The 23,419-nt window shown below is 73.9% G+C and carries 26 protein-coding genes; 17 read left to right on the top strand and 9 right to left on the bottom strand.

All coding sequences use genetic code 11. The annotated features are described in order from the left end of the window. Window positions 1-46: 46 nt before the first annotated feature. Window positions 47-1,060, top strand: a complete 1,014-nt coding sequence (locus GA0070613_RS27245) for a phosphotransferase enzyme family protein (RefSeq protein ID WP_089014885.1) — start codon at window positions 47-49, stop codon at window positions 1,058-1,060. Between the two features lie 8 nt (window positions 1,061-1,068). Here GA0070613_RS27245 and GA0070613_RS27240 read toward each other — a convergent pair whose 3' ends face one another. After that, window positions 1,069-1,719 carry a GGDEF domain-containing protein gene (locus GA0070613_RS27240; protein WP_089014884.1) on the bottom strand — a complete coding sequence of 217 codons (651 nt, stop codon included), beginning with the start codon at window positions 1,717-1,719 and terminating at the stop codon, window positions 1,069-1,071. A gap of 267 nt (window positions 1,720-1,986) precedes the next feature. On the opposite strand from GA0070613_RS27240, the gene GA0070613_RS27235 reads away from it, so the two are divergent. The 6 genes from GA0070613_RS27235 to GA0070613_RS27210 all read left to right on the top strand — a co-directional run bounded on the left by GA0070613_RS27235 (window position 1,987) and on the right by GA0070613_RS27210 (window position 7,357). Continuing rightward, complete coding sequence (locus GA0070613_RS27235) at window positions 1,987-2,250, top strand: DUF397 domain-containing protein (RefSeq protein WP_089014883.1); 264 nt, start codon at window positions 1,987-1,989, stop codon at window positions 2,248-2,250. 160 nt (window positions 2,251-2,410) lie between these two features. Further along, window positions 2,411-3,244, top strand: a complete 834-nt coding sequence (locus GA0070613_RS27230) for a helix-turn-helix domain-containing protein (RefSeq protein ID WP_408631017.1) — start codon at window positions 2,411-2,413, stop codon at window positions 3,242-3,244. 120 nt (window positions 3,245-3,364) lie between these two features. Then, window positions 3,365-4,420 carry a LacI family DNA-binding transcriptional regulator gene (locus GA0070613_RS27225; RefSeq protein ID WP_089014881.1) on the top strand — a complete coding sequence of 352 codons (1,056 nt, stop codon included), beginning with the start codon at window positions 3,365-3,367 and terminating at the stop codon, window positions 4,418-4,420. Between the two features lie 11 nt (window positions 4,421-4,431). Then, entirely contained in the window at window positions 4,432-4,635 is a 204-nt protein-coding gene (locus GA0070613_RS27220) for a hypothetical protein (protein ID WP_089014880.1), read from the top strand. A 135-nt stretch (window positions 4,636-4,770) separates the two neighbouring features. After that, window positions 4,771-6,219 (top strand): serine/threonine-protein kinase, encoded by a 1,449-nt coding sequence (locus GA0070613_RS27215; protein ID WP_089014879.1) that lies wholly within the window; start codon window positions 4,771-4,773, stop codon window positions 6,217-6,219. Window positions 6,220-6,766: 547 nt separating this feature from the next. Further along, on the top strand, window positions 6,767-7,357 hold the full coding sequence (locus GA0070613_RS27210) for a hypothetical protein (RefSeq protein WP_089014789.1): 591 nt from the start codon (window positions 6,767-6,769) through the stop codon (window positions 7,355-7,357). Between the two features lie 156 nt (window positions 7,358-7,513). Here the strand turns inward: GA0070613_RS27210 and GA0070613_RS27205 are convergent, their stop codons facing one another. Next, entirely contained in the window at window positions 7,514-8,881 is a 1,368-nt protein-coding gene (locus GA0070613_RS27205; RefSeq protein ID WP_089014878.1) for an alpha/beta hydrolase family protein, read from the bottom strand. Window positions 8,882-9,043: 162 nt separating this feature from the next. Continuing rightward, window positions 9,044-10,381, bottom strand: coding sequence for an NADP-specific glutamate dehydrogenase (gdhA, locus tag GA0070613_RS27200; protein ID WP_089016233.1), 1,338 nt, complete (start codon window positions 10,379-10,381; stop codon window positions 9,044-9,046). A 110-nt stretch (window positions 10,382-10,491) separates the two neighbouring features. On the opposite strand from gdhA, the gene GA0070613_RS27195 reads away from it, so the two are divergent. The 4 genes from GA0070613_RS27195 to GA0070613_RS27180 all read left to right on the top strand — a co-directional run bounded on the left by GA0070613_RS27195 (window position 10,492) and on the right by GA0070613_RS27180 (window position 14,386). Beyond that, window positions 10,492-10,803 carry a MazG-like family protein gene (locus GA0070613_RS27195; RefSeq protein ID WP_089016232.1) on the top strand — a complete coding sequence of 104 codons (312 nt, stop codon included), beginning with the start codon at window positions 10,492-10,494 and terminating at the stop codon, window positions 10,801-10,803. A gap of 537 nt (window positions 10,804-11,340) precedes the next feature. Next, window positions 11,341-11,934, top strand: coding sequence for a hypothetical protein (locus GA0070613_RS27190; RefSeq protein ID WP_089014877.1), 594 nt, complete (start codon window positions 11,341-11,343; stop codon window positions 11,932-11,934). Window positions 11,935-12,716: 782 nt separating this feature from the next. Beyond that, window positions 12,717-13,688 carry a pirin family protein gene (locus GA0070613_RS27185; RefSeq protein WP_089014876.1) on the top strand — a complete coding sequence of 324 codons (972 nt, stop codon included), beginning with the start codon at window positions 12,717-12,719 and terminating at the stop codon, window positions 13,686-13,688. A gap of 32 nt (window positions 13,689-13,720) precedes the next feature. After that, window positions 13,721-14,386, top strand: a complete 666-nt coding sequence (locus GA0070613_RS27180) for a hypothetical protein (RefSeq protein WP_089014875.1) — start codon at window positions 13,721-13,723, stop codon at window positions 14,384-14,386. A gap of 212 nt (window positions 14,387-14,598) precedes the next feature. On the opposite strand, the gene GA0070613_RS27175 is transcribed toward GA0070613_RS27180, so the two are convergent. Both GA0070613_RS27175 and GA0070613_RS27170 read right to left on the bottom strand, forming a co-directional pair. Continuing rightward, window positions 14,599-15,258: a DUF1345 domain-containing protein gene (locus GA0070613_RS27175; RefSeq protein WP_089014874.1), complete on the bottom strand. Its 660-nt coding sequence runs from the start codon at window positions 15,256-15,258 to the stop codon at window positions 14,599-14,601. 12 nt (window positions 15,259-15,270) lie between these two features. Beyond that, a complete protein-coding gene (locus tag GA0070613_RS27170; protein ID WP_089014873.1) occupies window positions 15,271-15,543 on the bottom strand; it encodes a DUF2795 domain-containing protein in 273 nt (90 codons plus the stop codon). Window positions 15,544-15,700: 157 nt separating this feature from the next. On the opposite strand from GA0070613_RS27170, the gene GA0070613_RS27165 reads away from it, so the two are divergent. Then, window positions 15,701-16,111 (top strand): DUF2267 domain-containing protein, encoded by a 411-nt coding sequence (locus GA0070613_RS27165; protein ID WP_089014872.1) that lies wholly within the window; start codon window positions 15,701-15,703, stop codon window positions 16,109-16,111. A 31-nt stretch (window positions 16,112-16,142) separates the two neighbouring features. Here GA0070613_RS27165 and GA0070613_RS27160 read toward each other — a convergent pair whose 3' ends face one another. Then, complete coding sequence (locus GA0070613_RS27160) at window positions 16,143-17,309, bottom strand: CaiB/BaiF CoA transferase family protein (protein ID WP_089014871.1); 1,167 nt, start codon at window positions 17,307-17,309, stop codon at window positions 16,143-16,145. Window positions 17,310-17,585: 276 nt separating this feature from the next. Between GA0070613_RS27160 and GA0070613_RS27155 the strand changes: the two genes are divergently transcribed. The 5 genes from GA0070613_RS27155 (at window position 17,586) to GA0070613_RS27135 (ending at window position 20,630) form a co-directional block, all read left to right on the top strand. Continuing rightward, window positions 17,586-18,605 (top strand): TerC/Alx family metal homeostasis membrane protein, encoded by a 1,020-nt coding sequence (locus GA0070613_RS27155; RefSeq protein ID WP_089014870.1) that lies wholly within the window; start codon window positions 17,586-17,588, stop codon window positions 18,603-18,605. Between the two features lie 101 nt (window positions 18,606-18,706). Then, complete coding sequence (locus GA0070613_RS27150) at window positions 18,707-19,297, top strand: sulfite oxidase-like oxidoreductase (RefSeq protein WP_197699136.1); 591 nt, start codon at window positions 18,707-18,709, stop codon at window positions 19,295-19,297. A gap of 1 nt (window position 19,298) precedes the next feature. Next, window positions 19,299-20,060 carry a ferredoxin reductase gene (locus GA0070613_RS27145; protein ID WP_089014868.1) on the top strand — a complete coding sequence of 254 codons (762 nt, stop codon included), beginning with the start codon at window positions 19,299-19,301 and terminating at the stop codon, window positions 20,058-20,060. A gap of 16 nt (window positions 20,061-20,076) precedes the next feature. Beyond that, entirely contained in the window at window positions 20,077-20,370 is a 294-nt protein-coding gene (locus GA0070613_RS27140) for a DUF6510 family protein (protein ID WP_089014867.1), read from the top strand. Between the two features lie 65 nt (window positions 20,371-20,435). Beyond that, window positions 20,436-20,630 carry a hypothetical protein gene (locus GA0070613_RS27135; protein WP_089014866.1) on the top strand — a complete coding sequence of 65 codons (195 nt, stop codon included), beginning with the start codon at window positions 20,436-20,438 and terminating at the stop codon, window positions 20,628-20,630. A gap of 92 nt (window positions 20,631-20,722) precedes the next feature. Here the strand turns inward: GA0070613_RS27135 and GA0070613_RS27130 are convergent, their stop codons facing one another. Genes GA0070613_RS27130 through GA0070613_RS27120 form a run of 3 tightly spaced genes read right to left on the bottom strand, consistent with a single transcriptional unit; the run spans window position 20,723 to window position 23,297 of the window. Beyond that, the gene (locus GA0070613_RS27130; RefSeq protein ID WP_089014865.1) at window positions 20,723-21,820 is read right to left on the bottom strand and encodes a hypothetical protein; all 1,098 of its coding nucleotides are present in this window, start codon (window positions 21,818-21,820) and stop codon (window positions 20,723-20,725) included. Further along, window positions 21,817-22,008, bottom strand: a complete 192-nt coding sequence (locus GA0070613_RS27125) for a hypothetical protein (protein WP_089014864.1) — start codon at window positions 22,006-22,008, stop codon at window positions 21,817-21,819. The genes GA0070613_RS27130 and GA0070613_RS27125 overlap by 4 nt, the downstream gene beginning before the upstream one ends. Before the next feature lie 59 nt (window positions 22,009-22,067). Beyond that, on the bottom strand, window positions 22,068-23,297 hold the full coding sequence (locus GA0070613_RS27120) for an MFS transporter (protein ID WP_089016231.1): 1,230 nt from the start codon (window positions 23,295-23,297) through the stop codon (window positions 22,068-22,070). Between the last annotated feature and the right edge of the window lie 122 nt (window positions 23,298-23,419).

The raw sequence follows: 23,419 nt of genomic DNA, 5'->3' as shown, positions 1-23,419 counted from the left end.
GGGCGACCGCTCGCCGCCGGGCCCGGGGGAGTGGCAGGGTGACGCGATGACCGCGGTGGACGACCGGCTGGCCGGGTGGCTGCGGGCCGACTTCGGTCTCGTCCTGGTCGCTGCCGAGCCGGTGCCGTACGGCGCGGACGACGCGGCGCTGCTGTGGCGGGCCACCACCGCCGACGGCGCCCAGTGGGCGGTCAAGCTGAGCGGCGGCGGCACCCCGGCGGGGCTGCTCGTCACGGCCCACCTGGCCGGGCGGGGCGTGCCGGGCATCGCCGCGCCGCTGGCCACCCTGGACGGTGGGCTCTGCGGGGTCCACGAGGGACGGCGGCTCTCCTTGGTGCCGTGGCTCTCCGCCGACCGGGCGCTCGCCGGCGGGATGAGCGCCCCCCACTGGCGCGCGTACGGCGAGGTGCTGGCCGCGACCCATGGCGCCGCGCCCACCGACGAGCTGGCGGCACTGCTGCCCCGGGAGGATCACACCCACGCGGCGGTCGCCTCGGCCACCCGGGCCACGGACCGCCGGCTGCGGGCCGTGGACGGCGCGGCCGACCGGTGGACCAGGGAGGTGGCGGCCCGCTGGCGGGCGGCCGCCGACGACGTGTCGACGCTGCTCGACCGGGTCGATCGGCTCGGCGCGGAGCTGCGCGACCGGCCGGCGGAGCTGGTGGTCTGTCACGGTGATCCGCACCTGGGCAACCTGCTGCTCGACCCGGACGGGCGGGTCTGGCTGATCGACTGGGACGACGCGGTGCTCGCGCCCCGGGAACGCGACCTGATGTTCGTGGTCGGGGGCGGACCCGCCTTCGCGCCACCGACCGGGGTGGACGAGGCCGCCTTCCTCGCCGGGTACGGCCCGGTGGACCTCGACCCGGTCCGGCTCGCCTACCACCTGGGCGTGCGGGCCCTCGACGACATCTGGAGCTGGGCCCGGGATGTGGCCGACGCGGACCGGCCGGAGGCCGAGCGGGTCCGCGCGCTGAAGATCGTGGACGGGCTGTTGTCCCCGGTGGGGCTGGTCAGCCTGGCCCGCCAGGCGCTGCGCGACCTGGGCCGCTGGACCTGATCAGCCGGTCAGTGTTCGGCGAGGTGCGCGCTGTCCACCAGTTGCGGGGCCGGTCGGGCCGCGGCCACGCTCTTCGCCTGGTACATCGCGGCGTCCGCCCGGCAGAGCGCCTCGGCGAGCTGGGTCGGCCCGTGCACCGGAGCGAGCCCGACCGACGCGGTCACCTGCACGGTGCGGCTGCCGAGCGGGATCGGCGCGGCAAGCGCCTCGCAGAGCCGCCGGGTGGCGTGCTCGATCCACCGCCGGTCCACCGTCGGGCCGGTCAGCAGCCCGGCGAACTCGTCGCCACCGAGCCGGGCGACCAGGTTGTCCCCGGCGAAGGCGGCGAGCCGCTGGGCCACGCAGATCAGCACCTGGTCGCCGGCGGCGTGGCCGTACCGGTCGTTGACCTGCTTGAAGTCGTCCAGGTCGAGCACCACGGCGATCAGCGGGTTGCCGGCGGTGCCGGTGAGCAGGGTCGCGGCGAGCCGGTGGAAGGCACGTCGGTTGGGCAGCCCGGTCAGTGGGTCGTGGCTGGCGGCGTGCCGTTCGGCCGCCAACTCGGCCTGCAGGAGCTCGATCTCCGCCTCCGCGCGCAGCGCCCGGCGGCGTAGCTGCCAGGTGGAGACCAGGGCGCCGGCGGCGGAGATTCCGGACGCGACGGTCATCGGATCCGGCACGAACCCTCCCTCGCCACAGCCGTCGGTCTCCCCGTGGCGGTGCCTCGACCGCCCGTCCCGGACCCGTGTTTCCGCTGGTCCCGACGGGGAGCGTGGTAACCCAAAGTGAACGCTCGGGTACACCGCACGTGCGTTATCATGCTCGCTGTCCAATGCAGATGCAATAGCAGATGCACGTGCATCACGGTCCTCTGTGGACATCCTGCCCCGTCGCCACCACCGCTCCTCCCGCGGCATCGGCTGGCTCTTGCACAGAAAGACGCCCCCATGCAGCAACCCCAGAACGGCGTACCCACCAGTCAGCTGCCGCCGCTGCGGTGGCAGAAGAGCCGCCGCAGCAACCCCAGCGGAAACTGCGTCGAGCTGGCCGCACTTCCGGACGGCGCCGGCATCGCCATGCGCAACTCCCGGCACCCGGAGGGCCCGGCGCTGATCTACACCGTGGACGAGATCGCGGCCTTCGTGCTCGGCGCCCGGGACGGGGACTTCGACAACCTGGTCGCCGGGCCCGCGTCCCGGCGCCGGGACTGATCGGCCGTCCGGAGGAGTTCACCTCACTGAGGGTCCATGACATGCTTACACGTCGGCCGGACTGGGGCGTCCGGTCGGTGACAGTCGGCAGGCGAAGGACGGCCACGTGACGATGGTTCCCGGCCAGGACGGCCCGGCCACTGGCCCGACCGTGCTCCGCATGCTGCTCGGGGCGCAGCTGCGGCGGCTCCGCGAGGGCGCCGGGGTCACCCGCGAGGGCGCCGGCTGGGAGATCCGGTCCTCCGAGTCGAAGATCAGCCGGATGGAGCTCGGCCGGGTCGGCTTCAAGGAGCGGGACGTCGCCGACCTGCTCACCCTCTACGGCGTCTCGGCGACCGACGAGCGCGCGGCGCTGCTCAAGCTGGCCAGGGACGCGAACAGCCCCGGTTGGTGGCACCGGTACGGCGACGTGCTGCCCACCTGGTTCCAGTCCTACCTGGGGCTGGAGGCCGCCGCCGCGCTGATCCGGACGTACGAGATCCAGTTCGTCCCCGGCCTGCTGCAGACCCCCGAGTACGCCCGCGCGGTCATCCTGCTCGGCCATCGCGGCGCCGCGCCGGAGGAGGTCGAGCGGCGGGTGAGCCTGCGGATGGCGCGCCAGGAGCTGCTGGGCCGGACCCAGCCTCCCCAGCTCTGGGCGGTCGTCGACGAGGCCGCCCTGCGCCGGCCGATCGGCGGGCCGGAGGTGATGCGCGGCCAGTTGGACGCGCTGCTCGAGGCGACGGCCTCCCCGCACGTCCGGCTCCAGATCGTGCCCTTCGACGCCGGCGGGCACGCCGCCGCCGGGGGCGCCTTCTCCATCCTGCGCTTCGGCGACCAGGACCTCCCGGACATCGTCTACATCGAGCAGTTGACCAGCGCGATCTATCTGGACAAGCGCGAGGACCTCGACTACTACGCGCTGGCCATGGAGCGGCTCTGCGTGGAGGCCGCGACGCCGGAGCGGACGCCCGAGCTGCTCGGCAGGATCGCCGACGAGCTGTACCCGCGCTGACCGTTCCCGCGCCACCGAGCGCGCGGGTCGACGTTCTTTCCGGCCCGGCATTGACCGTCCCCGAGGTGTGCGGGTAATCTCTGGATCGATCCAGACTGAATCGATCCAGAAGGGGGCGCGGTGAAGCCGACCCTGCAGGACGTGGCGAACGCCGTGGGTGTCTCCCGCAGCACCGTCTCAAACGCCTACAGCCGCCCCGACCAGCTCTCCGCCGCCCTCCGGCGCCGGATCCTCGACGCCGCGCGGCAGCTCGGCTACCCCGGACCCAACCCGACCGCCCGGTCGCTGCGCCGCGGCTTCGTCGGCGCGATCGGCGTGCTCTTCACCTCCCAACTGTCGTACGCCTTCACCGACCCCTTCGCGGTGCGCTTCCTGGCCGGGCTCAGCGGGACGGCCGAGCGGCACGGCGCCGCCCTGCTGCTGGTCCCGCTGCCCGCCGAGCCGGCGCTCGCGCAGGCCGCCGTGGAGAACGCCGCCGTCGACGGCTTCTGCGTCTACTGCGCCGGCGACGAGGAGTGGGCGCTCGACGCCATCCGGGGCCGGGCCCTGCCCTACGTCACCACCGCCGTCCCCGAGGGGGCTGACCCCGCGCACCGCTACGTCGCCATCGACGAACGCGCCGCCGCCCGCTCCGCCGCCGAGCACGTCGCGGCCCTCGGCCACCGTCGGGTGGCCCTCCTCGCCGACGCCGTGCTCCCCGACGCCGCGCCCGGACCGGTCCGGCTGGCCGGTCCGGCGGACGTCCCGCACCCCACCACCCGCGGCCGGCTGGCCGGCTTCGCCGACGCGTTCGCCGCCGTCGGCGTCGACTGGCCAGGCCTCACCGTGCTCAACGCCACCGCCAACAGCCGCGCCGCCGGCGCCACCGCGGTGGCCGCCACGCTCGCCGGCGACGCCCCGCCCACCGCCGTGCTGGCCTGCTCCGACGTGCTCGCCCTCGGGGTGCTCGACGCGCTCGCCGAGGCCGGCCGACGACTTCCGCACCCCGTCTCCGTCACCGGCTTCGACGACATCGCCGAGGCCGCCGCGGCCGGGCTCACCACCGTCCGGCAGCCGGCCGAGGAGAAGGGGCGGATCGCCGCCGAACTCCTCCTGGAGCCGCCGGCCGACCCGGCCGCCGGCCACGTCCTGCTCCCTACCGACCTCGTCGTCCGTACCTCCACCGGTCCCGCCTGAAGGAGCCGACCATGGAACAGCCCACCGGTTTCGTCCTCGCCGTCGACGCCGTGACCCGACACGTCAGCTCGGCCCGGCCCGACGCGCCGGTCCGCCCCGACCGCCCCCGCCCGGCCCGGCTGACGCCCACCCGGCTGGCCGCCGCCGGTGTGCTGCGCCGGCTCGCCGACCTGATGGAGCCCCGGCCGGCGCCCGTACCGCCCACCTGCACCTGAGTCCCGTCACCGCCGGTTCGCCCGGGTGGTCTGGCCCACCCGGGCGCCCGCCGGATCACCCCACCGGGGGCCACCTGGTGCCGAACCGGGCACCGGGTTGGGGGCGGCGGCGATCGGCAGGCAGACTGGGGCACCATGTCGCCGTTCACGCCCACGCTGCGGCTGCACGATCGGTACGTCCTGCGCGAGCGCATCGGCCTCGGCGGGATGTCCGAGGTGTGGCGCGCCGATGACGAGGTCCTGCACCGCCCCGTCGCGGTCAAGGCCCTCTCGACCGAGCTCGCCGCCGACCCGCAGCTGCGCGCCACCATCCAGCGCGAGGCCCGGGCCGCGGCCCGGCTCACCCACCCGAACGTCACCCAGGTGTACGACTACGGCGAGGCGACCCTGCCCGGCGGGTCGGTGGTGCCGTACCTGGTGATGGAGCTGGTGGAGGGGCACAACCTGGCCGACCGGCTGACCACCGGTCCGCTCGCCTGGCCGGAGGCCGTCCGGGTGGCCGGTCAGGTCGCCGCCGCCCTCGCGGCCGCGCACCGGATCGGCGTGGTGCACCGGGACGTCAAGCCCGGCAACGTGATGCTCACCGAGACCGGCGCCAAGGTGCTCGACTTCGGCATCGCCACCCTCGCCGGGCCGCGCCACCCGCTCGCCGGCCAGACCGGCGAGCTGATGATGGGCACCCCCGCCTACTTTGCCCCCGAGCGGATGACGCCCGGCCCGGCCAACCCGGCCAGCGACGTCTACGCCCTCGGCGCGCTGCTCTACCGCACCCTCAGCGGGCGGGCCCCGCTGCCCGTGCAGACCTGGGAGGACGTGCTCGACGTGCAGGCCCGGCGCCCCCCGGTCCCGCCGCTGCGCGTCCCCGGGCTGCCCGCCGACATCGCCGAACTCACCCTGGCCTGCCTGTCGCCGGATCCGGCCGGCCGGCCCACCGCCGCCCAGCTCGCCACCCGGCTCGGCGCCGGCCAGCCGGCCGACCCGCCGACCGCGATCCTGCCCACCGTGACCCGGCCCGAGCACCCGCCGACCCTGATCGAGCGGGCGCCGGCCGCCGTCCGCCCGGTGCCGCCGGCACCGCCGCAGCGGTCGCCGGCCCGGTCCAACCGGCTGCTCGGTGTACTGGTCGCCGCCGGTGTCGCGCTGCTGCTCGGGCTGGTTGGCATGCTCGCGTTCAATGACCCGTCGGGGACCCCGCCGGCCGCCGACCGGACCACCGCGGCCCCGGTCGACGAGTCCACCGCCGAGTCGTCCGGCCCGCCCGAGCCGGCCACCTCCGCGCCCTCCACCGCCACCACCCCGGCGCCGGTCACCCTGCGCCAGCTCGCGGCCGCGTTCTCCGACGTGCTCGCCGAGGCGGAGGCCCGGGGCGAGATCGACCCGAAGACCGCCGAGGACCTGCGGGAGAAGGCCGCCGAGCTGGACCGGGGCAAGCCCAAGGACCGCGCCAGGCGGGTCGCCGAGCTGCGCGAACGCGTCGCCGAGGCGGCGGACGACGAGCGGATCGGCACCGACACCGCCGCCCGCCTGCAGGACCTGCTGACCGCGTACGCGCAGCTCCGGGGTGGTCGCGGCAACGAGGGCTGAGCCGGCTCAGCCGGGCCGTCCGGGGACCTGGTGCCGGTCCCCCCCCCGCATGCTCCGGCGACGTGCGTCCGCGCGCCGGGCGCCGGGACGCCTGAGGCGGGTGTTGACGTCGCGGGGTGCTGGGTGGGCGAGATCGACTCCGTGTCCCCGATGTGGCGGTGTCCGATCGGGCGTGGATACCGCCACATCGGGGATCTGGTGCCGGTTGTCCGTTCCGGCCCTGCCCGGGCCGGCCGGTCTGGTGTCGGATGTCCGTTTCTGGGTGTGACCGGTGGCATCCTGGCGGCGGAATCGTCGGGGCCTCGGGGTCGTTACATCTCCCGTACGACCGAGTACCTGGCTCGCTCGACCGGGCCGTGGGACGGGCCCCCGGAATGATGGTGGGCCGGCGGTCGTTTCACATGGTCCCGGCGCCGCGAAGAGGCCCCCGCCCCGCGGCTGGCACCGGGCAGAGACTTTCCCCCTCAGCTTTTTGAGCGCCTGACGGTGCTTGCGCACGTGCCGGCCCCCACCGGTGTGTGCGTCGACCCCCGAATGGAGCTTCACCATGAACACGATCATGCGTAAGAGCGTTCTGGGCATTGCTGGTCTGGCTTTCACCGGTGGCGTGTTCGCCGGTCCGGTCGCCGCGCACGCCGACGCCACCCCGGTGGCCGGCAAGCCGGTCGCCGTGCAGGCCGACAAGCCGGGCGTGGACAAGGGCAAGCTGATTCCGCATGGCGTGCAGGGCGCCCAGTCGAAGATCACCCTGAACGGTGAGCAGACCGGCAACGCCAAGGCGATCATCGCCGCGACGAAGAAGGCGGGTCTGCCGAAGCGGGCCGCGGTCATCTCGATCGCCACCAGCCTGCAGGAGTCGAAGCTGGAGAACCTGGGTCACCTCGGTGACGCCAACGACCACGACTCGCTGGGCCTGTTCCAGCAGCGCCCCTCCTCGGGTTGGGGCACGCCGAAGCAGATCACCGACCCCGAGTACGCGACCCTGGCCTTCGAGAAGGGTCTCAAGCAGGTCGACGGGTGGCAGGACATGCCGCTGACCGAGGCCGCGCAGACGGTGCAGGTGTCGGCCTACCCGGACGCCTACGCCCAGTGGGAGCAGCAGGCCGCCGACATCGTCGCCGCCAACTGGAACAGCTGACCCACAGCAAGCAACAAGCCGCTGGCCGGCACCCCGAGACACGGGGTGCCGGCCAGCGGCATATCCACGTACCGCAGAAGAACCTTGACCGCCGCACGGGCGGTGACCAAGGCCCCCACCGCAACCAAAACCCAAAGCGCAACCCAGCGGGCGGAGTCAGCAGGGCCCATACAGGCGCCGGGTGCCCGCCCCGGCCGCGTACGCGGCCCGATCGCTGAACCGGCAGCCGAAGTCCTGCGCCGCCACCTCCCGGGGATCGGTCACCGCGTCCCCCGCCGGCCGGTTGCCCGTGTGTACCCAGTTCGTGAGGTCGTCCCAGGCGGCGCCGGCCTCGGCCGGGCTGAACTCGCAGTGCTGGGCGGCCCGGATCGCCCGCTGCACCACCAGCCGGCTGCGTCCGTGCCACGCCACGTCCCGGGCGTATGCCTGCTCCATGGCGAAGGGCACGAAGAGGTCGCCGAGGTCGTGCAGGCTGAGCACCGGCGCGCTCGGCTGTCCGCTGATCCGGGGCACCTCGGTCAGCGTGGGGGAGAGGCGTTGCCACGGGTTCTCCGGGGCGACCCGCTGCACGGTGGCGTTGACGTCCACCGGGCTGTTCGGGGTGTACCGGGTGAGCAGGTTGGTGGCGAGCTGGCCGGGCCGCTGGGCTGGGGTGTCGCCGCCGTCCGTGGTGGCGATGCTGAAGAGGAAGTCCTTCCACACCGCGAAGGCCGCCTCCGCGCCGGGCCGTTCGCCGCCGGAGCGGTTGACGGTGATGGCCCGCAGTTGCTTGCCGAGGTCGTTGGTGGTGTCCGGCCCGCCCGGCTTGAGCCCGGCCAGCCCGAGCGCCACCTGGATCTTCGGCACCGCGTTGGTGAGGTAGTCCGTCGGCGTCGGGTACGCGCGCACGCCGGCGAGTGCCTGCGCGACGAGGTTGTAGTCGAGGTAGAAGTCGAGCAGCTGGTGGTCGCCGAGCACCCCGCACATCGGCAGCGCCCCGTCGTAGAAGCCGGGGTACTGCTCCAGCGACCGGCCGATGATGTAGCCGCCCATCGACACCCCGGCCATCAGTACCCGGTGGGGTCGCTTCACGGCGTTGCGGAAGAGGTCGGCGAGGTCCCGGGTGCTCAGCACGCCGGCGCGGATGTCGAAGCCGTTGCTGTAGTACGACGAAGATGCCCAGGCGTACCCCTGCTCCAGCATCCGCTGGCGCAGGCCGAACGCCGGCGTTTCCGGGGAGAGCACGGTGGTCTGGCCCCGGTAGCCGTGCGTCCACATCACCAGGTCGCCGTTCCAGTCGGTGGGTACCTCGATGATGTAGCCGGCGTGTTCGTGCACCCCCTGCCGGACGGTGGTGGGTTCGCCCCGCACGACCAGCGGGTCCAGCGGCGGGTTGCTGATGGTGTAGCCGGGCAGCGGCTGGCTGCCGTCGTCGTCGAGGTCGGCGGCGGCGGCCGGCGCCGCGCCGGCGAGCCCGACCGCGAGGGTCAGCGCCGCGCCGGCGGCGAGCAGCCGGCGGACCAGGCGGGTGGTTGAGGTCAGCATCGTTGCTCCCCCGGGGGACGGTGCCGCCCCACCGGGGCGACCAGGCGGGACGGATGCCTACCGGCCGGTAGCGCCCTGAAACTAGGCCCGCCGTCGATCGCTGTCAATCATCTCCTGACCGAACGGTCAGTCAGTTCCGCCCGGTCCGCCCACAGTGGCCGCTCACACCAGACCGTGTGCCAGCATCGCCTCCGCCACCCGGCGGAACCCGTTGATGTTCGCCCCGGCCACGTAGTCGCCGGGCAGCCCGTACTCCTCGGCGGTGGCCCGGCAGCGGGCGTGGATGTCCCGCATCGTCTCCCGCAGCCGCTGCTCCGACTGGGCGAACGTCCACGAGTCGCGGCTGGCGTTCTGCTGCATCTCCAGCGCGCTAACCGCGACCCCGCCGGCGTTGGCCGCCTTGCCCGGGGCGAACCGCACCCCCGCCCGCCCGAGGATGCGCACCGCCTCCGGGGTGGTCGGCATGTTGGCGCCCTCCACCACCGCGACGCAGCCGCCGGCCACCAGCGCCGCGGCCTCCGCGCCGCCGATCTCGTTCTGCGTCGCGCACGGCAGCGCCAGATCGCAGGGCACCTCCCAGACGGTACGACCGGACACCGCCACCGCGTGCGGCACGTGCCGGACGTAGTCGTCGAGCCGGGCCCGCCGCTCCTCCTTCAACTCCCGCAGCAGCGCCAGGTCGATGCCCTTCTCGTCCAGCACGTAGCCGTCGGAGTCCGAACAGGCCACCACCGTCCCGCCGAGCTGGTGCACCTTCTCGATCGCGTAGATCGCCACGTTGCCGGAGCCGGAGACCACCACCCGCTTGCCGTCCAGGCTGTCCCCGGTCTGCCTCAGCATCTCCTCGGCGAAGAAGACCGCCCCGTACCCGGTGGCCTCCCGGCGCACCTGCGCGCCGCCGTACGACAGGCCCTTGCCGGTCAACACCCCCGACTCGTACCGGTTGGTGATCCGCTTGTACTGGCCGAACAGGTAGCCGATCTCCCGGCCACCGACGCCGATGTCCCCGGCCGGCACGTCGGTCTGCGCGCCGATGTGCCGGTACAGCTCGGTCATGAAGCTCTGGCAGAAGCGCATCACCTCCCGGTCCGAGCGGCCCTTCGGGTCGAAGTCCGCGCCGCCCTTGCCGCCGCCGATCGGCAGCCCGGTCAGCGCCTTCTTGAAGATCTGCTCGAAGCCGAGGAACTTGACGATCCCCAGGTACACCGACGGGTGGAAGCGCAGGCCGCCCTTGAACGGGCCGAGCGCGCTGTTGAACTCGACCCGGAAGCCACGGTTCACCCGGACCCGGCCGTGGTCGTCCTCCCACGGCACCCGGAAGATGACCTGCCGCTCCGGCTCGCAGAGCCGCTCGATGATCCGTGCGTGCGCGTACTCGGGGTGACGAGCCAGGGCCGGGCCGATGCTCTCCAGCACCTCCCGTACCGCCTGGTGGAACTCCGGCTCGCCCGGGTTCCGGTTGACCACACTGGCGAACACCGTCTCGACCGCCTCCGGCATCACCGACACGTCCCTTCAGTCCCGGCGGCGGCCTCGTCGCCACCCCGGATCGGCATCCCGCCGACCGCCCCCGGATGCGGATCGTCACCACTGTCCGGTTCACTGGCCGGATGGACGAGTTGATCTGGGACGCGGTCCGGGCCTCGCGCGGCTGGCTGGACGCCGCCAACGGCACCGGCGACGCCGAGCTGACCTGTCGGATCCTGAAACTCACCGAGGAGGCCGGGGAGGCGGCGGGGGCCTGGATCGGGGTGCTCGGGCAGAACCCGCGCAAGGGCGTGACGCACCGCCGCGAGGACGTGGCGGCCGAGCTGGCGGACGTTGCCTTCACGGCGCTCGTCGCCATCGAGAGCCTGGGGTTGGACGCGCGGGCGGTGGTGTCGTCGTGCGCGGCGAAGGTTCGTGATCGCGCCTCGTCCTGAGGCGGCCTCGGGCCGTTGCGGTCCGTCTGTGGTTGCGGTGGGGGGTGTGGCCCGCCGTGCCCGGCTCCGGGCGGTCAGGCTTGATCCCTGCGCCGGTCACGGCGGGCCACACCCCCGTCGTGGACGGGGCCCGCCCGGCCGGTGCCGGGTTGGTCGTCGGCCGTTTCCCCCGTACGCGAGGCCGGGGATCAGGTGCCGGTTGTCGGTTCTGGGCGGCCGGGCGGCGGGGTCTGGTGTCGGATGTCCGTTTCGGGGTGTGATCGGCGGCATCCCAGGGCCGGAATCGTGGCCACCCCCGGGTCGTTATATCTCCCGTACGACCGAGTACCTGGCTCGCTCGACCGGGCCGATGGGACGGGCCCCCGGAATGATGGCGGGCCGGCGGTCGTTACACATGGTCCCGGCGCCGCGAAGAGGCCCCGCCCCGCGGCCGGACCGGGCAGAGACTTTCCCCCTTGCAGTTTGAGCGCCTGACGGTGCTTGCGCACGTGCCGGCCCCCACCGGTGTGTGCGCCGACCCCCGAATGGAGCTTCACCATGAACACGATCATGCGTAAGAGCGTTCTGGGTATTGCTGGTCTGGCTTTCACCGGTGGCGTGTTCGCCGGTCCCGTGGCTGCCCACGCCGCCACCCCGGTGGACTCGAAGCCGGTCGCTGTCGCCGTGCAGGCCGACAAGCCGGGCGTCGACAAGGGCAAGCTGATCCCGCATGGCGTGCAGGGCGCCCAGTCGAAGATTGACCTGAACGCTGAGCAGACCGGCAACGCCAAGGCGATCATCGCGGCGACGAAGAAGGCGGGTCTGCCGAAGCGGGCCGCGGTCATCTCGATCGCCACCAGCCTGCAGGAGTCGAAGCTGGAGAACCTGGGTCACCTCGGTGACGCCAACGACCACGACTCGCTGGGCCTGTTCCAGCAGCGCCCCTCCTCGGGTTGGGGCACGCCGAAGCAGATCACCGACCCCGAGTACGCGACCCTGGCCTTCGAGAAGGGTCTCAAGCAGGTCGACGGCTGGCAGGACATGCCGCTGACCGAGGCCGCCCAGACGGTGCAGGTGTCGGCCTACCCGGACGCCTACGCCCAGTGGGAGCAGCAGGCCGCCGACATCGTCGCCGCCAACTGGAACAGCTGACCCAAGCGAACAAGGGCAACAAGCCGCTGGCCGGCACCCCGAGACACGGGGTGCCGGCCAGCGGCATTTCCACGTACCGCAGAAGAACCGTGACCGCCGCACGGTCGCCCCCAGCCCCAAAGCGCAACCACCCACGGCCGCATCCGAAAGACGGAGCAAGTGATCCGGACGGCCAATCGGCACGTACTCCCGGCGGGGACCGGGAGAGGGGATCAGCATGGCGGTATCGGGGACGGGCGAGCCGACGGTCGAGGTGTCCGGTGACCCGGTGTCGTCCGGAAGCGAGTCCTGGCCAGGTCCGATCCGCCTGCTCAGCGCCGCCGCCGTGCTGGTGGTGGCCCTCGGCGTCGTCGCCGTGGTGGCGACGCTTTCCCACCCCGCCCGGCTGGGCTTCGCCTTCTCCGGCGGGGAACCGCCGGCCGTGACGACCGCCGAGCCGGGTGGGGTCGGCGCGGCGGAGGCCGCCGCCGAGCAGGCCGCGACGGCGCCGGTCGCGGGCCGGCGTCGGGCCGGCTTCGAGCTGGTGGACGGGCTGACCGCGTTCGGCCTGCGGATGGCCGACCTGGGTGACGAGCTGTACCGGATCGAGGTGCCGGCCGACGGGGGCGTGACGCCGCGCCCGGAGGTGCGGGGCGACCGGGTGCGGCTGCGCGTCGAGGAGAACGGCCGGCGAGCTGGTCAGCTCGCCCGGCTGGGACCGGGCGGTCGACCGGCTCTACGTCGACCTGGTGGCTGGGGCGAACACGGTGATCGTCGAGGAGGGCTGAGCGTAGAGTCGGGCGGTGGACCGTACCGAATCGTTGCCGGCGCAGACCCTGCCACCCGGCGTGGCCTCCACCGACCCGGGCAGCGTGCTGCTGCCCGGCCACGACGTGCCGCTGGGGCGCTACACCACAGTGCGGCGGCTGCTGCCGCAGCGGCAGCGGCGGATGGTCGGGGCCTGGTGCTTCGTCGACCATTTCGGACCGGACGACGTCGCCGAGCGGCCCGGCATGGAGGTGCCGCCGCACCCGCACAGCGGCCTGCAGACGGTGACCTGGCTGCTCGACGGCGAGATCCTGCACCGGGACAGCCTGGGCAACGTGCAGCCGATCCGGCCCGGCCAGTTGAACGTGATGACCTCCGGCCGAGGCATCGCCCACTCCGAGCGGTCACCGGCCGAACATCCGCCGGTCATGCACGGCGTGCAGCTGTGGGTGGCGCTGCCCGACCCGGCGCGGGCCGGCGCCGCCGGTTTCGCCCACCACGCGGAGCTGCCCCGCTGGCGGGACGGTGACCTGGACGTCACCCTGCTGGTGGGTGAGACCGGCGGCGAGCGCTCCCCGGCCGTGGTGCACACCCCGCTGGTCGGCGCGCAGCTCGAGGTGCGCGGTCCGGCGCCGGCCACGCTGCCGCTGCGCCGCGACTTCGAGTACGGGCTGCTGGCGATGTCGGGCTCCGCGGTGGTGGACGGGGTGTCGCTCGCCCCGGGTGCGCTGCTGTACCTGGGCGCCGGCCGGGATGCGTTGACCGTGCGCGCGGCCCCGGGCAGCCGGCTGCTGCTGCTCGGTGGCGCGCCCTTCGACGAGCCCCTGGTGATGTGGTGGAACTTCGTGGGCCGGTCGCACGAGGAGGTCGCCGCCGCCCGGGAGGACTGGATGGCCGGCCGGCGGTTCGGGAGGGTGGCCGACGACCCGGCGTCGCCGCTGCCGGCCCCGGCGCTGCCCACCACCCGCCTGAAGGCCCGCGATCGTCGCGGCGGCCTCGTCGGCTGATTGGGCGGCCCCGTCCCGGGTAGACGCCGGGCATGCCGACCAGTGCGATCTCCAGCATCGAGGACAAGAAGCGACTGGTACGCCGGCTCGCCGGTGACGGTCGCGGTTTCGCCGAACAGTACGGCTTCCGGGTCATGAATAACCCGTCCAACCTGTTCCAGGTGCTCTGTCTGTCCGTCCTGCTGTCCCGGAAGGGGGATTTCCGCCGGGCGGTGGAGGCGGCGGCCGCGCTGCGCGACGAGGGTTGGGACAGCGCGGCCCGGCTGGCTCGTTCGTTGCACGCCGACCGGGTGCGGGTGCTGCGCGCGCACGGCCAGCGGGGTGACGTCGACGGGCTCGCCGAGGTGCTGGGCGACCTCGCCCGCACCGTCGTGGACCGCTACCGGGGTGACCTGCGGCGGTTGCGGACGGAGGCGCACCAGGATCCGGCCCGGGAGCGGAAGCTGCTCACCGACCTGCCCGGGGTGGACGACGAGGTGATCGAGCTGTTCCTGCGGGAGACGCAGGCGGTGTGGCGGGAGGTGGCGCCGGTGGCCGACCGTCGCGCCCTGGTGGCCGCGCGCCGCCTGGGCCTGGGCCGTTCCGCCGACGACCTGGCCGACCTGGCCGGCAGCGGCGAGTCGGAGCGGTTGGCCTGGCTGGTCGGGGCGCTGGCGCGGGTGGACCTGGAGAAGCGGTACGCGGAGCTGACCGGCTGATCAGGACGTGCCGCGGGACACAGTTCCGCGATACTCACCCGAAAGGCTGATCCCGCATCGTATGATGATCGTGGCAGCGATGCCCGCCCGGTTCGGGCGAACATCCACCGCCTGGCGATCGCGATCCGGTTCGGGCGCGGACCGCCGGGAGCAGGTGCTGCGTGGCGCCCCAGGTCGCGGTTCGTGACCCGGGGCGCCCGCCTGTCACCGGCCTACCTCGCCAGACTGACCACCAGGTTCACGGTGGCGGCGATGATGACCGCCCCGAACAGGTACGACAGCAGCAGGTGCCGCAGCACCGCCCGGCGCATCTCGGCGCTGCACAGGTCGGTGTCGGAGACCTGGAACGTGGCCCCCACCGTGAACGCCACGTACGCGAAGTCCGCGTAGCAGGGCCGCCCCTCCTGGTGGAAGTTGATGCCACCCGGCTCGCCGCCGTAGTACAGCCGGGCGTACCGGGCGGTGAAGAGGGTGTGCACCACGAACCAGGAGAGCACCACGCTGAGCACGCCGAGCGCACCGTAGGCGTCCAGCGACGGCCCGGGTGTGACGGCGTGCGCGGTGGTCAGCACCACCCCGACCGCGAGCAGGCTGGCGAGGCAGGCTCCCAGCAGCAGCCCGTCCCGGATCGCCCGGTTCGGGTCCTCGTGCACCGCGAGCCGCGCGGTCGCGTCGGCGTCCAGGCGCCACAGCCGCCGCCAGAGCAGGACCAGCCAGCTCAGCGCGGCGGCGTCCCAGCCCACCAGCGGGGCGACCGTCGGCGAGACCAGGGCCGCGAACACTCCACCGCAGACCCCCGCGACCAGCCCCATCACGGTGAGCTGGAGCGCCGCCGGGGTGTGCCCGTGCGGGTGGCCGTCTGCGCGCCGCACGGGCGGGGACGGTCAGATGCCGCGCAGGTGCTGCGAGACCCGCTGGTGCCGCTTGTCGCGAGCCTGCGCCGCCCGCTGCGAGGCGCCGATCTCCGGGGCGGCGTCGATGCCGGCCGATCGGGCGACCTCGTTGCCGTTGGCGTAGTCGACCGGCGGCAGGGCCCGCAGGGCTCGCAACACCTCCGGCGGCGCGCCCTCCCGTTCGGCCTCGCGGACGACGTCGTCCTTGCCGGCCGGGTAGTCCAGCGCGGACAGGTAGTCAAGGACGTCGGTGTAACTCGCCATGGGTGGGGCTCCTCGCGCGTCGGTTGCGGTCACGACCGGCGGCGGTTACCCGCCCGGCGGCCGGTCACGCGTGGCCGTACCCGGAAATTCGCGGCCGTTTCCGCCCGGGCCCGGCGGGTAGGCGGCGACGGCGGAAGAGCCGAAGGGGGTACCACCGATGAACTACGACACCTTCGTCGACCAGGTCGCACAGCGGACCCGGGCGTCCTCGGAGCGGGCGGTCGAGTTGACCCGGGCCACGTTGGAGACGCTGGCCGAGCGGTTGACCGGGGGCGAGCTGCTCGACCTGGCGGCCCAGCTGCCGAAGCCGTTGCAGCTGGTGCTGAAGCCGCGCCCGGGCACCGAGGCGGCCGACCGCTTCGGCGCGGCCGAGTTCGTCGCCCGGGTCGGGCAGCGGGCCGGCATCGACGAGAACGCGGCCCGGGACACGGTGCGGGCCGTCTTCACCACGCTGCGCGAGGCGGTCAGCGGTGGCGAGTTCGACGACATCGTGGTGCAGTTGCCACGCGACTACCGGGAGATGGTGGAGCCGGCCCTGGCCCCCGGGGCGACCCTGCGCCGCGGCTGACCGGGCACCGTCTCGAAGCCCGCGCGGGCGGTCAGCCGATCGCGCCGTCGGCGCGCAGGGCGGCGATCCGGTCGGCGTCGAAGCCGGCCTCGGCCAGCAGTTCGTCGGTGTGCTCGCCGGGCTGCGGAGGCGGTCGGCGTACCGCGGTCGGGGTGCCGGAGAAGCGCGGCGCCGGGGCCGGCTGGGTCACCCCGTCGTGTTCGACGAAGACGCGCCGGTCGGCCAGGTGGGGATGCTCCGGCGCCTCCCGCCAGTCGAGCACCGGCGCGACGCAGGCGTCCGACCCGGCCAGCAGCTCCGCCCACTCGTCCCGGGTCCGGGTGCGGAAGAGGCGGCCCCACGCCGCGCGCAGCGCGGGCCAGTTCGCCGGGTCGGTGCGGTCGAGGGCCTCGTCGCCGGGGAGCGGGAAACCGGTGAGCCGGACCAGTTCCTCGTAGAACCGCGGCTCCAGCGCGCCCACGGCGAGGTGCCGCCCGTCGGCGCACTCGTACGTGTCGTAGAACGGGGCACCGCCGTCGAGCAGGTTCACCCCGCGCTCGTCCTGCCACATGCCCAACCCGCGCAGCGCGTGGATCTGGGTGGCGAGCACCGACACGCCGTCCACGATGGCCGCGTCGACCACCTGGCCGGGCGCGCCGGCGCGGACGGCGTAGAGCGCGGCCACCACGCCGAGGGCCAGCATCATCCCCCCGCCGCCGAAGTCGCCGAGCAGGTTCATCGGCGGCACCGGCCGCTCGCCGGCCCGCCCGATGCCGTGCAGCGCGCCGGTCAGCGCCAGGTAGTCGATGTCGTGCCCGGCGGACGCCGCGAGGGGCCCGTGCTGCCCCCAGCCGGTCATCCGGCCGTAGACCAGCCGGGGGTTGACCGCGAGGCAGTCGTCGGGACCGAGCCCGAGACGCTCGGTGACCCCCGGGCGGAAGCCCTCCAGCAGCGCGTCCGCCCGTCCGACCAGGGCCAGCACCACCTCCCGGCCGGCGGCCGACTTGAGGTCCACCGCGAGGGAGCGGCGGTTGCGGTTGAGCAGGTCCCCGGGCGGGCTGCCGAACGCGGCGGGCGCCGTCCGGTCGACCCGCACCACGTCGGCGCCGAGGTCGGCCAGCATCATCGCGGCGAACGGGCCGGGCCCGATGCCGGCCAGCTCGATCACCCGGACGCCGGCGAGGGGGCCGACCGGGGCGGGCGCTGCGTCGTCGGTCATCGGGCCACGATAGGCGTCGGCCGTCCACCCCGTCGCCCCCTGGGCCGTCGGCGTACCAGCCACACAGCGGTTGACCAGGGCAACCAGCTGACCTGGGGTGACGGCTCGGACTTGGCGGACGAGGTGAGCCGGCCCTAACCTTGACGCCACGAGGGGAGTACTTCCCACGAATCATTCCGGTCAGTACGGCGCGCCCCGGGCGCGCCTCGGGTGGTTGCCCACGAGATCCGTGGGTGAAGGAGACCTCGAACATGTCACGGTGTTCGAGGAGGCCCCATGACCGAATTGTCATATCTGTCCGCCGTCGAGTTGTCGTCGGTCGGCACCCCCACGCTGTGGGGGGTGACCATCGCCGGGGTGCTCGCCCTGCTGGTGCTGGACTTCCTGGTCACCCGTCGCCCGCACGAGGTGTCGATCAAGGAGGCCCTCGGCTGGTCGGCGTTCTACGTCGCCCTGCCGCTGGCGTTCGGCGCCTGGGTCTGGTCCCGCTACGGCTCCGAGCTGGGCGTCCAGTACCTGACCGGTTACCTGGTCGAGAAGTCGCTCTCGGTCGACAACCTCTTCGTCTTCATGCTGCTGCTGGCCGCGTTCGCGGTGCCGGCCGTGCTCGCCCAGCGGGTGCTGCTCTACGGCATCGCCGGCGCGCTGGTGCTCCGCGCGATCTTCATCGCCCTCGGCGCCGCCGCCCTGCAGACCCTCGACTTCGCCTTCCTGCTGTTCGGCCTCATCCTGATCGCCACTGCGGTCAAGCTGCTGCGCGACGCCCTCTCCGGGCACGAGCAGGAGGTCGACATCAACAAGATGCGGTCGGTCCGGCTGCTGCGCAAGGTCATGCCGGTCGTCGAGGACTACCACGGCACCAGGATGACCGTCCGCCAGCACGGCCGGCGCGCGCTCACCCCGCTCGCCCTGGTCGTGGTCGCGGTGCTCGCCACGGACATCGTCTTCGCCGTCGACTCGGTTCCCGCCGTCTACGGCATCACCGAGGACCCGTACCTGGTCTTCGCCACCAACGCGTTCGCGCTGCTCGGCCTGCGGGCGCTCTACTTCGTGCTGCACGCCGCGCTCAGCCGGCTGGTCCACCTCGGCTACGGGCTGGCCATCATCCTCGCCTTCATCGGGGTCAAGCTGGGTCTGCACTGGGCGCACGGCATCTGGCCGGGCGTGCCGCAGATCCCGACCCTCGCCTCGCTCGGCGTGATCATCGGCGTGCTGGTGGTCGTGACCCTGACCAGCCTGCGCGCCACCCGCGACTGCGAGCCCGGCGACACCCGCGTCGTGACCGAACGGCACTGACCCCTAGCTCCGGCCGCCGCGGTGGGTCACCCACCGCGGCAGGTCCGGCCGATCGCGGGTCCGAACCCACCCCCGGGTGGTACGACTGTCGGGTGGGAATTGTGTCGCCGGGCTTCCAGGGTCGGCCCCGCTCGGCCGAACCGGCCCTGCCGCCGGGCCAGTACCTGACCGAGGACTTTCCGGTGCTCTCCGCCGGTCCGACGCCGCGGGTGCCGCTGGACAGCTGGGAGTTCGTCGTCACCGCGGAAGGGGGCGCCGAGTTCCGGTGGTCCTGGGACGAGCTGATGGGCCTGCCGCAGGACACGCCCACGGTGGACATCCACTGCGTCACCCGGTGGTCCAAACTCGGCACCAGTTGGCAGGGGGTGTCGCTGGACACCCTGCTGGAGGGGATCGACACCGGCGGCCGGTACGCGCTGGTCCACTCGTACGGCGGATACACCACCAACCTGCCCCTGGACGACCTGCGCGGCGGCCGGGCCTGGGTGGCGCACACCTACGACGGCGGCCCGCTGCCGGCCGAGCACGGCGGCCCGGCCCGGCTGCTCGTTCCGCACCTCTACTTCTGGAAGTCGGCCAAGTGGGTGCGCGGCATCCGGTTGCTGGTCGACGACAAGCCGGGTTTCTGGGAGACCGCCGGCTACCACGACTACGGCGACCCGTGGCGCGAGCAGCGCTACCAGGGCGACTGAGGTGGCCGCGACCACCACCGGCGACCGGGTGGCCGCCCCGCTGACCTGGCGGGTGGCCCGGCTGGTGGAGCGCCGCGTCGAGACGCCGACCGCGCAGACCCTGGTCCTGGAGGTGCCCGGCTGGCCGGGTCACGTGGCCGGCCAGCACGTCGACGTCCGGCTCACCGCCCCGGACGGGTACCAGGCCGCCCGCTCGTACTCCCTGGCCGCGCCCGCCGAGGGCGACCGGATCGCGCTGACGGTCCAGAAGGTGCCCGACGGGGAGGTCTCCCCGTACCTGATCGACGTGTACGCCGAGGGCGACCCGGTGGAGGTGCGCGGCCCAGTCGGCGGCTGGTTCGTCTGGCGTACCGAGGAGACCGCGCCGGTGCTGCTGGTGGCCGGCGGGTCGGGTGTGGCGCCGCTGATGGCCATGGTCCGGGCCCGCCGCGAGGCGGGCAGCCGGGCGCCGTTCCGGCTGATCTACTCGGTGCGCACCCCGGCGGACGTGTTCTACGCCGACGAGCTGCGCCGGCGGACCCGCGACGACCAGGGCCTGGACGTGGCGTACGTGTACACCCGCCAGGCGCCGGAGGGGTGGCGGGGCGAACCGCACCGGGTCGGGCTGGCCGACGTGAACACCCACGGCTGGCCGGCGGAGCTGGAGCCGCTCTGCTACGTCTGCGGCCCGACCGGGTTCGTGGAGACGGTAGCGGACCTGCTGGTCGGGCTGGGGCACCAGACCCGGCGGGTGAAGACCGAACGGTTCGGCCCGACCGGTTGAACGGCGAGGAGACCTGATGACGGACATGTCCTACCTGGACGGCAACATGCTCGACGGGCCGCTGCGCGAGCTGTTCGCCGTGGACCTCAGTGCCGCCATGGGCCGGTGCGAGTCGTGTGGGACGGTCGGCCCGATGGCCGGGCTGCACGTCTTCTCCCACGCACCCGGGCTGGTGGGCCGCTGCCCGGTCTGCACCGAGGTGATGCTGCGGCTGGTCCGCTCGCCCGACCGGGCCTGGTTGGACCTGCGCGGGTCCACCTACCTCGAGGTGCCGATGCCGCTGGACCAGCCCCACCCGCGCCCTCTCTGACCAGCCGGCCGCGCCGGCCACCGGCGGCAGGCCAGGGGCGGGAGACGGCCCGCTACGGTCGCCGGGTGCGACTGAGCCCCGTCTCCCTCGACGCCGCGCTCCCGGCCGGCTTCCGCGTACGCGGCTGCGCCGAGCCCGGTTGGCCGCCCAGCGAGTACGGCGGCGGCCCACCGGCCCGCCGCTGGTGTCCCGAGGCCGCCGACGTCGCCTACACCGGCACCCCGGCCGCGATCATCTGGCACTTCACCCGCGAGGACTGACCCGCATCGTGGACAGTTGCCGGTCGACAGGATCGGTGACTGTCCACGATTCGGTAGGTCCTACCTCGCAGGGTCCGGGCCGTCCGGGTGGCTCAGGCAGCCGCCTTCGCCTTGCTCGCCTTCGTGGCATGCCGCTCCAGCCCGGCCAGCGCCGTAGCCGCCCGCTCCCGGCTTCGCCTGGCCGCCTCCACAGCGTTACCGACGATCATGGATCCGGCGGAGAACAGGCGGCCGGAGTTGGCCTGCTCCACGGTCTGCCGCACCCGATCGATCTCTGCCAGGTTCTCCACCTCAGCCTCCAGTTCCGCCACCACGAGGTCCAGGCGCGCCAGCCCGGCGGTGGCCTGGCCGTGGAGGTAGGTCAGCCACTCCTCCCGGCGCTCCGCGATCCCGGCAGCCACCTCGCGGCGCACCTGGTCCACCGCGTCCCGGGTGCCGTCCGCCACGGCCTGCGCGGCTTTCGCCGCTTCCTGCAGCTCGCGGACCCTCTTGGCCACTTCTGCCGCGTCCAGCGGCTTGCCGGACATGGCAGCCTCCGTCGCGAGCCGCCGGACCTCCATGGGTCCCTGTGCCGCTGCGGCCTGCGCCTTGCGCGCCTCGCTGCCGAGCCGGTTGGCCTCCGTCGCGAGCGTGCCGAGCCTGGCCAGGTCCGCCCGGGTGGCCGGGTGGACGTGCCGGTCCGGGATCACACCGACCCCGGACACGGACAGCGGCTCACCCTGCCACGCGGCCGGAGCCTTGCTACCCGGCGCGGCCGGCTGGAGGGTGCCCGGCGCGGCCGGGAACGGCGCTGTCAGGTCCCACAGCTCATCCCACTGACCGGCGCGCGCCAGCGCTTTGGCGCGCCGCTCTCCGTCCCCGCTCGCGTGCGGGCACTGGTGCGCGTTGCCCTGCTCCGGTGCCACGCCGTTCCCCGGCACGGTGCCGTGTCCGTACACGGCGATCCCACCCTGCTGGCCGAGCCGGTGGACTCGCGCCGGGCTGGCGGTCACCCCGGTCGTGGGGGAGATGCTGAAGGACTCCGGCGCGCAGGTGCACCCGTCCGGCATGTCCCCGGACTCGGTGGCGTAGACCGTCATCGCGGCCAAGAGTTGATCCGCACCCACCGTCTGGCTCTCCTGCGTGTCCACGATCCAGACGGCCAGGGAGGGGGCGTACCGCACGCGCTTGTCGGTCGGGTAGATGGTCATCGGGAAGCCTCCATGAGTCGGGTCCAGGCGGCTTCCGCCGCGTCGGTCGCGCAGTCCGGGCAGTAGCCCTGGCGCTGTGTCTTTCGCTTGCCATCGGCCGGCTCCGGGGCCGGCTCGCCGATCTGCTCCAGGCGCTCGCGAGCCTGTTCCGCCGCCTTGTCCAACGCCGCGCGCTCCGCGTCGGTCACCCGCGAGGGCGGGTGCCCCGGTGGGGAGGCCGGACCGGCCTCCCCACCGGCGGCGCCGGTCAGCCGTCCGTGGCGGCCAGCCGTCGCCAGACCAGCGCGGTGAGCACCGCCATCGCGGCGCCCGCCGCCCAGAACGGCGCGACGATGCTCCCGGTCGCCTGGGCGATCAGGCCGCCGGTCGCCGTGCCGACCGCTGCCCCGCCCAGGTCGGCCAGGGAGTACACGCTGTTCACCCGGCCGCGCAGCCGGTCCGGCACGAGCCGCTGTCGCAGCGACACGACCAGCACGCCCCAGACCATGGAGTGCACGCCCCAGACGGCCAGGGCCGCTCCGGCCACCCAGGGCTGCCGGGTGGTGGCCAGCACGGCCTGGAGCCCGACCTCGACGAGCAGCCCGACCCGCAGCAGCACCGGGGTGCCGAACCGGGCCCGCAGCCGGGGCGCCAGTGCGGTGCCGGCCAGCCCGCCGAGCGCGGACGCGGTCAGCAGCACGCCGTAGCCGACCTCGGCGAGGCCGAGCCGCTGCCGGGCGTAGAGCACGAACGCCGCGAACGCCGCGCAGAACGCCACGTTCATCACCGCGATGCAGCCCGCGAGGGTCCGGAGCACCGGCACGCCCCACAGCGCGCGTACCCCGGCGGCGATGTCGGCCCGCAGCGACCGGCGGGGCTCGCCGGGCGGCGGCTCCGGCGCCGCCGGGGGCACCGGACGCCAACGCAGCAGGGCCAGCAGCAGCGCGGCCAGCCCGAAGGTGGCCGCGTCGAAGGCGAACGGCGCCGCCGCGGCGAGCACGAAGAGGTACGCCCCGAGCGGCTTCGCCGCGAACTGGTTGCCGGCCACGAAGGTGGCGAAGAGTCGGCTGTTGGCCTGCTCCAGTCGCTCCGGTGGAACGACCGAGGGCAGCAGCGCCCCGGCGGCGGTGTCGGCCAGGGTCTCACCGACCCCGGTGAGGAAGAACGCCAGGCAGATCAGCGGCACGGTGGCCAGCCCGGTGAGCACCGCCGCGGCGAGCGCGGCCAGCATCAGGGCCCGGCCGACGTTCACGCCGATGATCAGCCGACGCCGGTCGAGCCGGTCGGCGAGGGCCCCGCTGACCAGGGCGAAGAGCAGCCAGGGCAGCTGCTGGGCGAGCACCGCCGCGGCGAGCGCGGCCGGGTCCCGGGTGAGCGAGGCGACCAGCAGCGGTCCGGCGACCATGGTGACGCCGTCGCCGAGGTTGGAGACGGCGTTGGCGGTCCAGAGGCGGCGGAAGTCGGGGCCGAGCCGGCCGGTGGGGACGGTGGCGGTCATGCCGACCACCGCGCGGGGGTGTGGCGTCCGGGCGCGACGGGGCGCCCGGCCGGGTTGTCCGGAAACACGAGGAACTCCCTCGGAAGCGATCTGGGTTGGCGTGGTCACGCCATGACGGAGGA

The organism is Micromonospora inositola (assembly GCF_900090285.1).
GTDB classification, from domain to species: domain Bacteria; phylum Actinomycetota; class Actinomycetes; order Mycobacteriales; family Micromonosporaceae; genus Micromonospora; species Micromonospora inositola.
The sequence above is the reverse complement of the archived record's forward strand: the minus strand, read 5'-3'. Positions and strand labels throughout refer to the sequence as shown.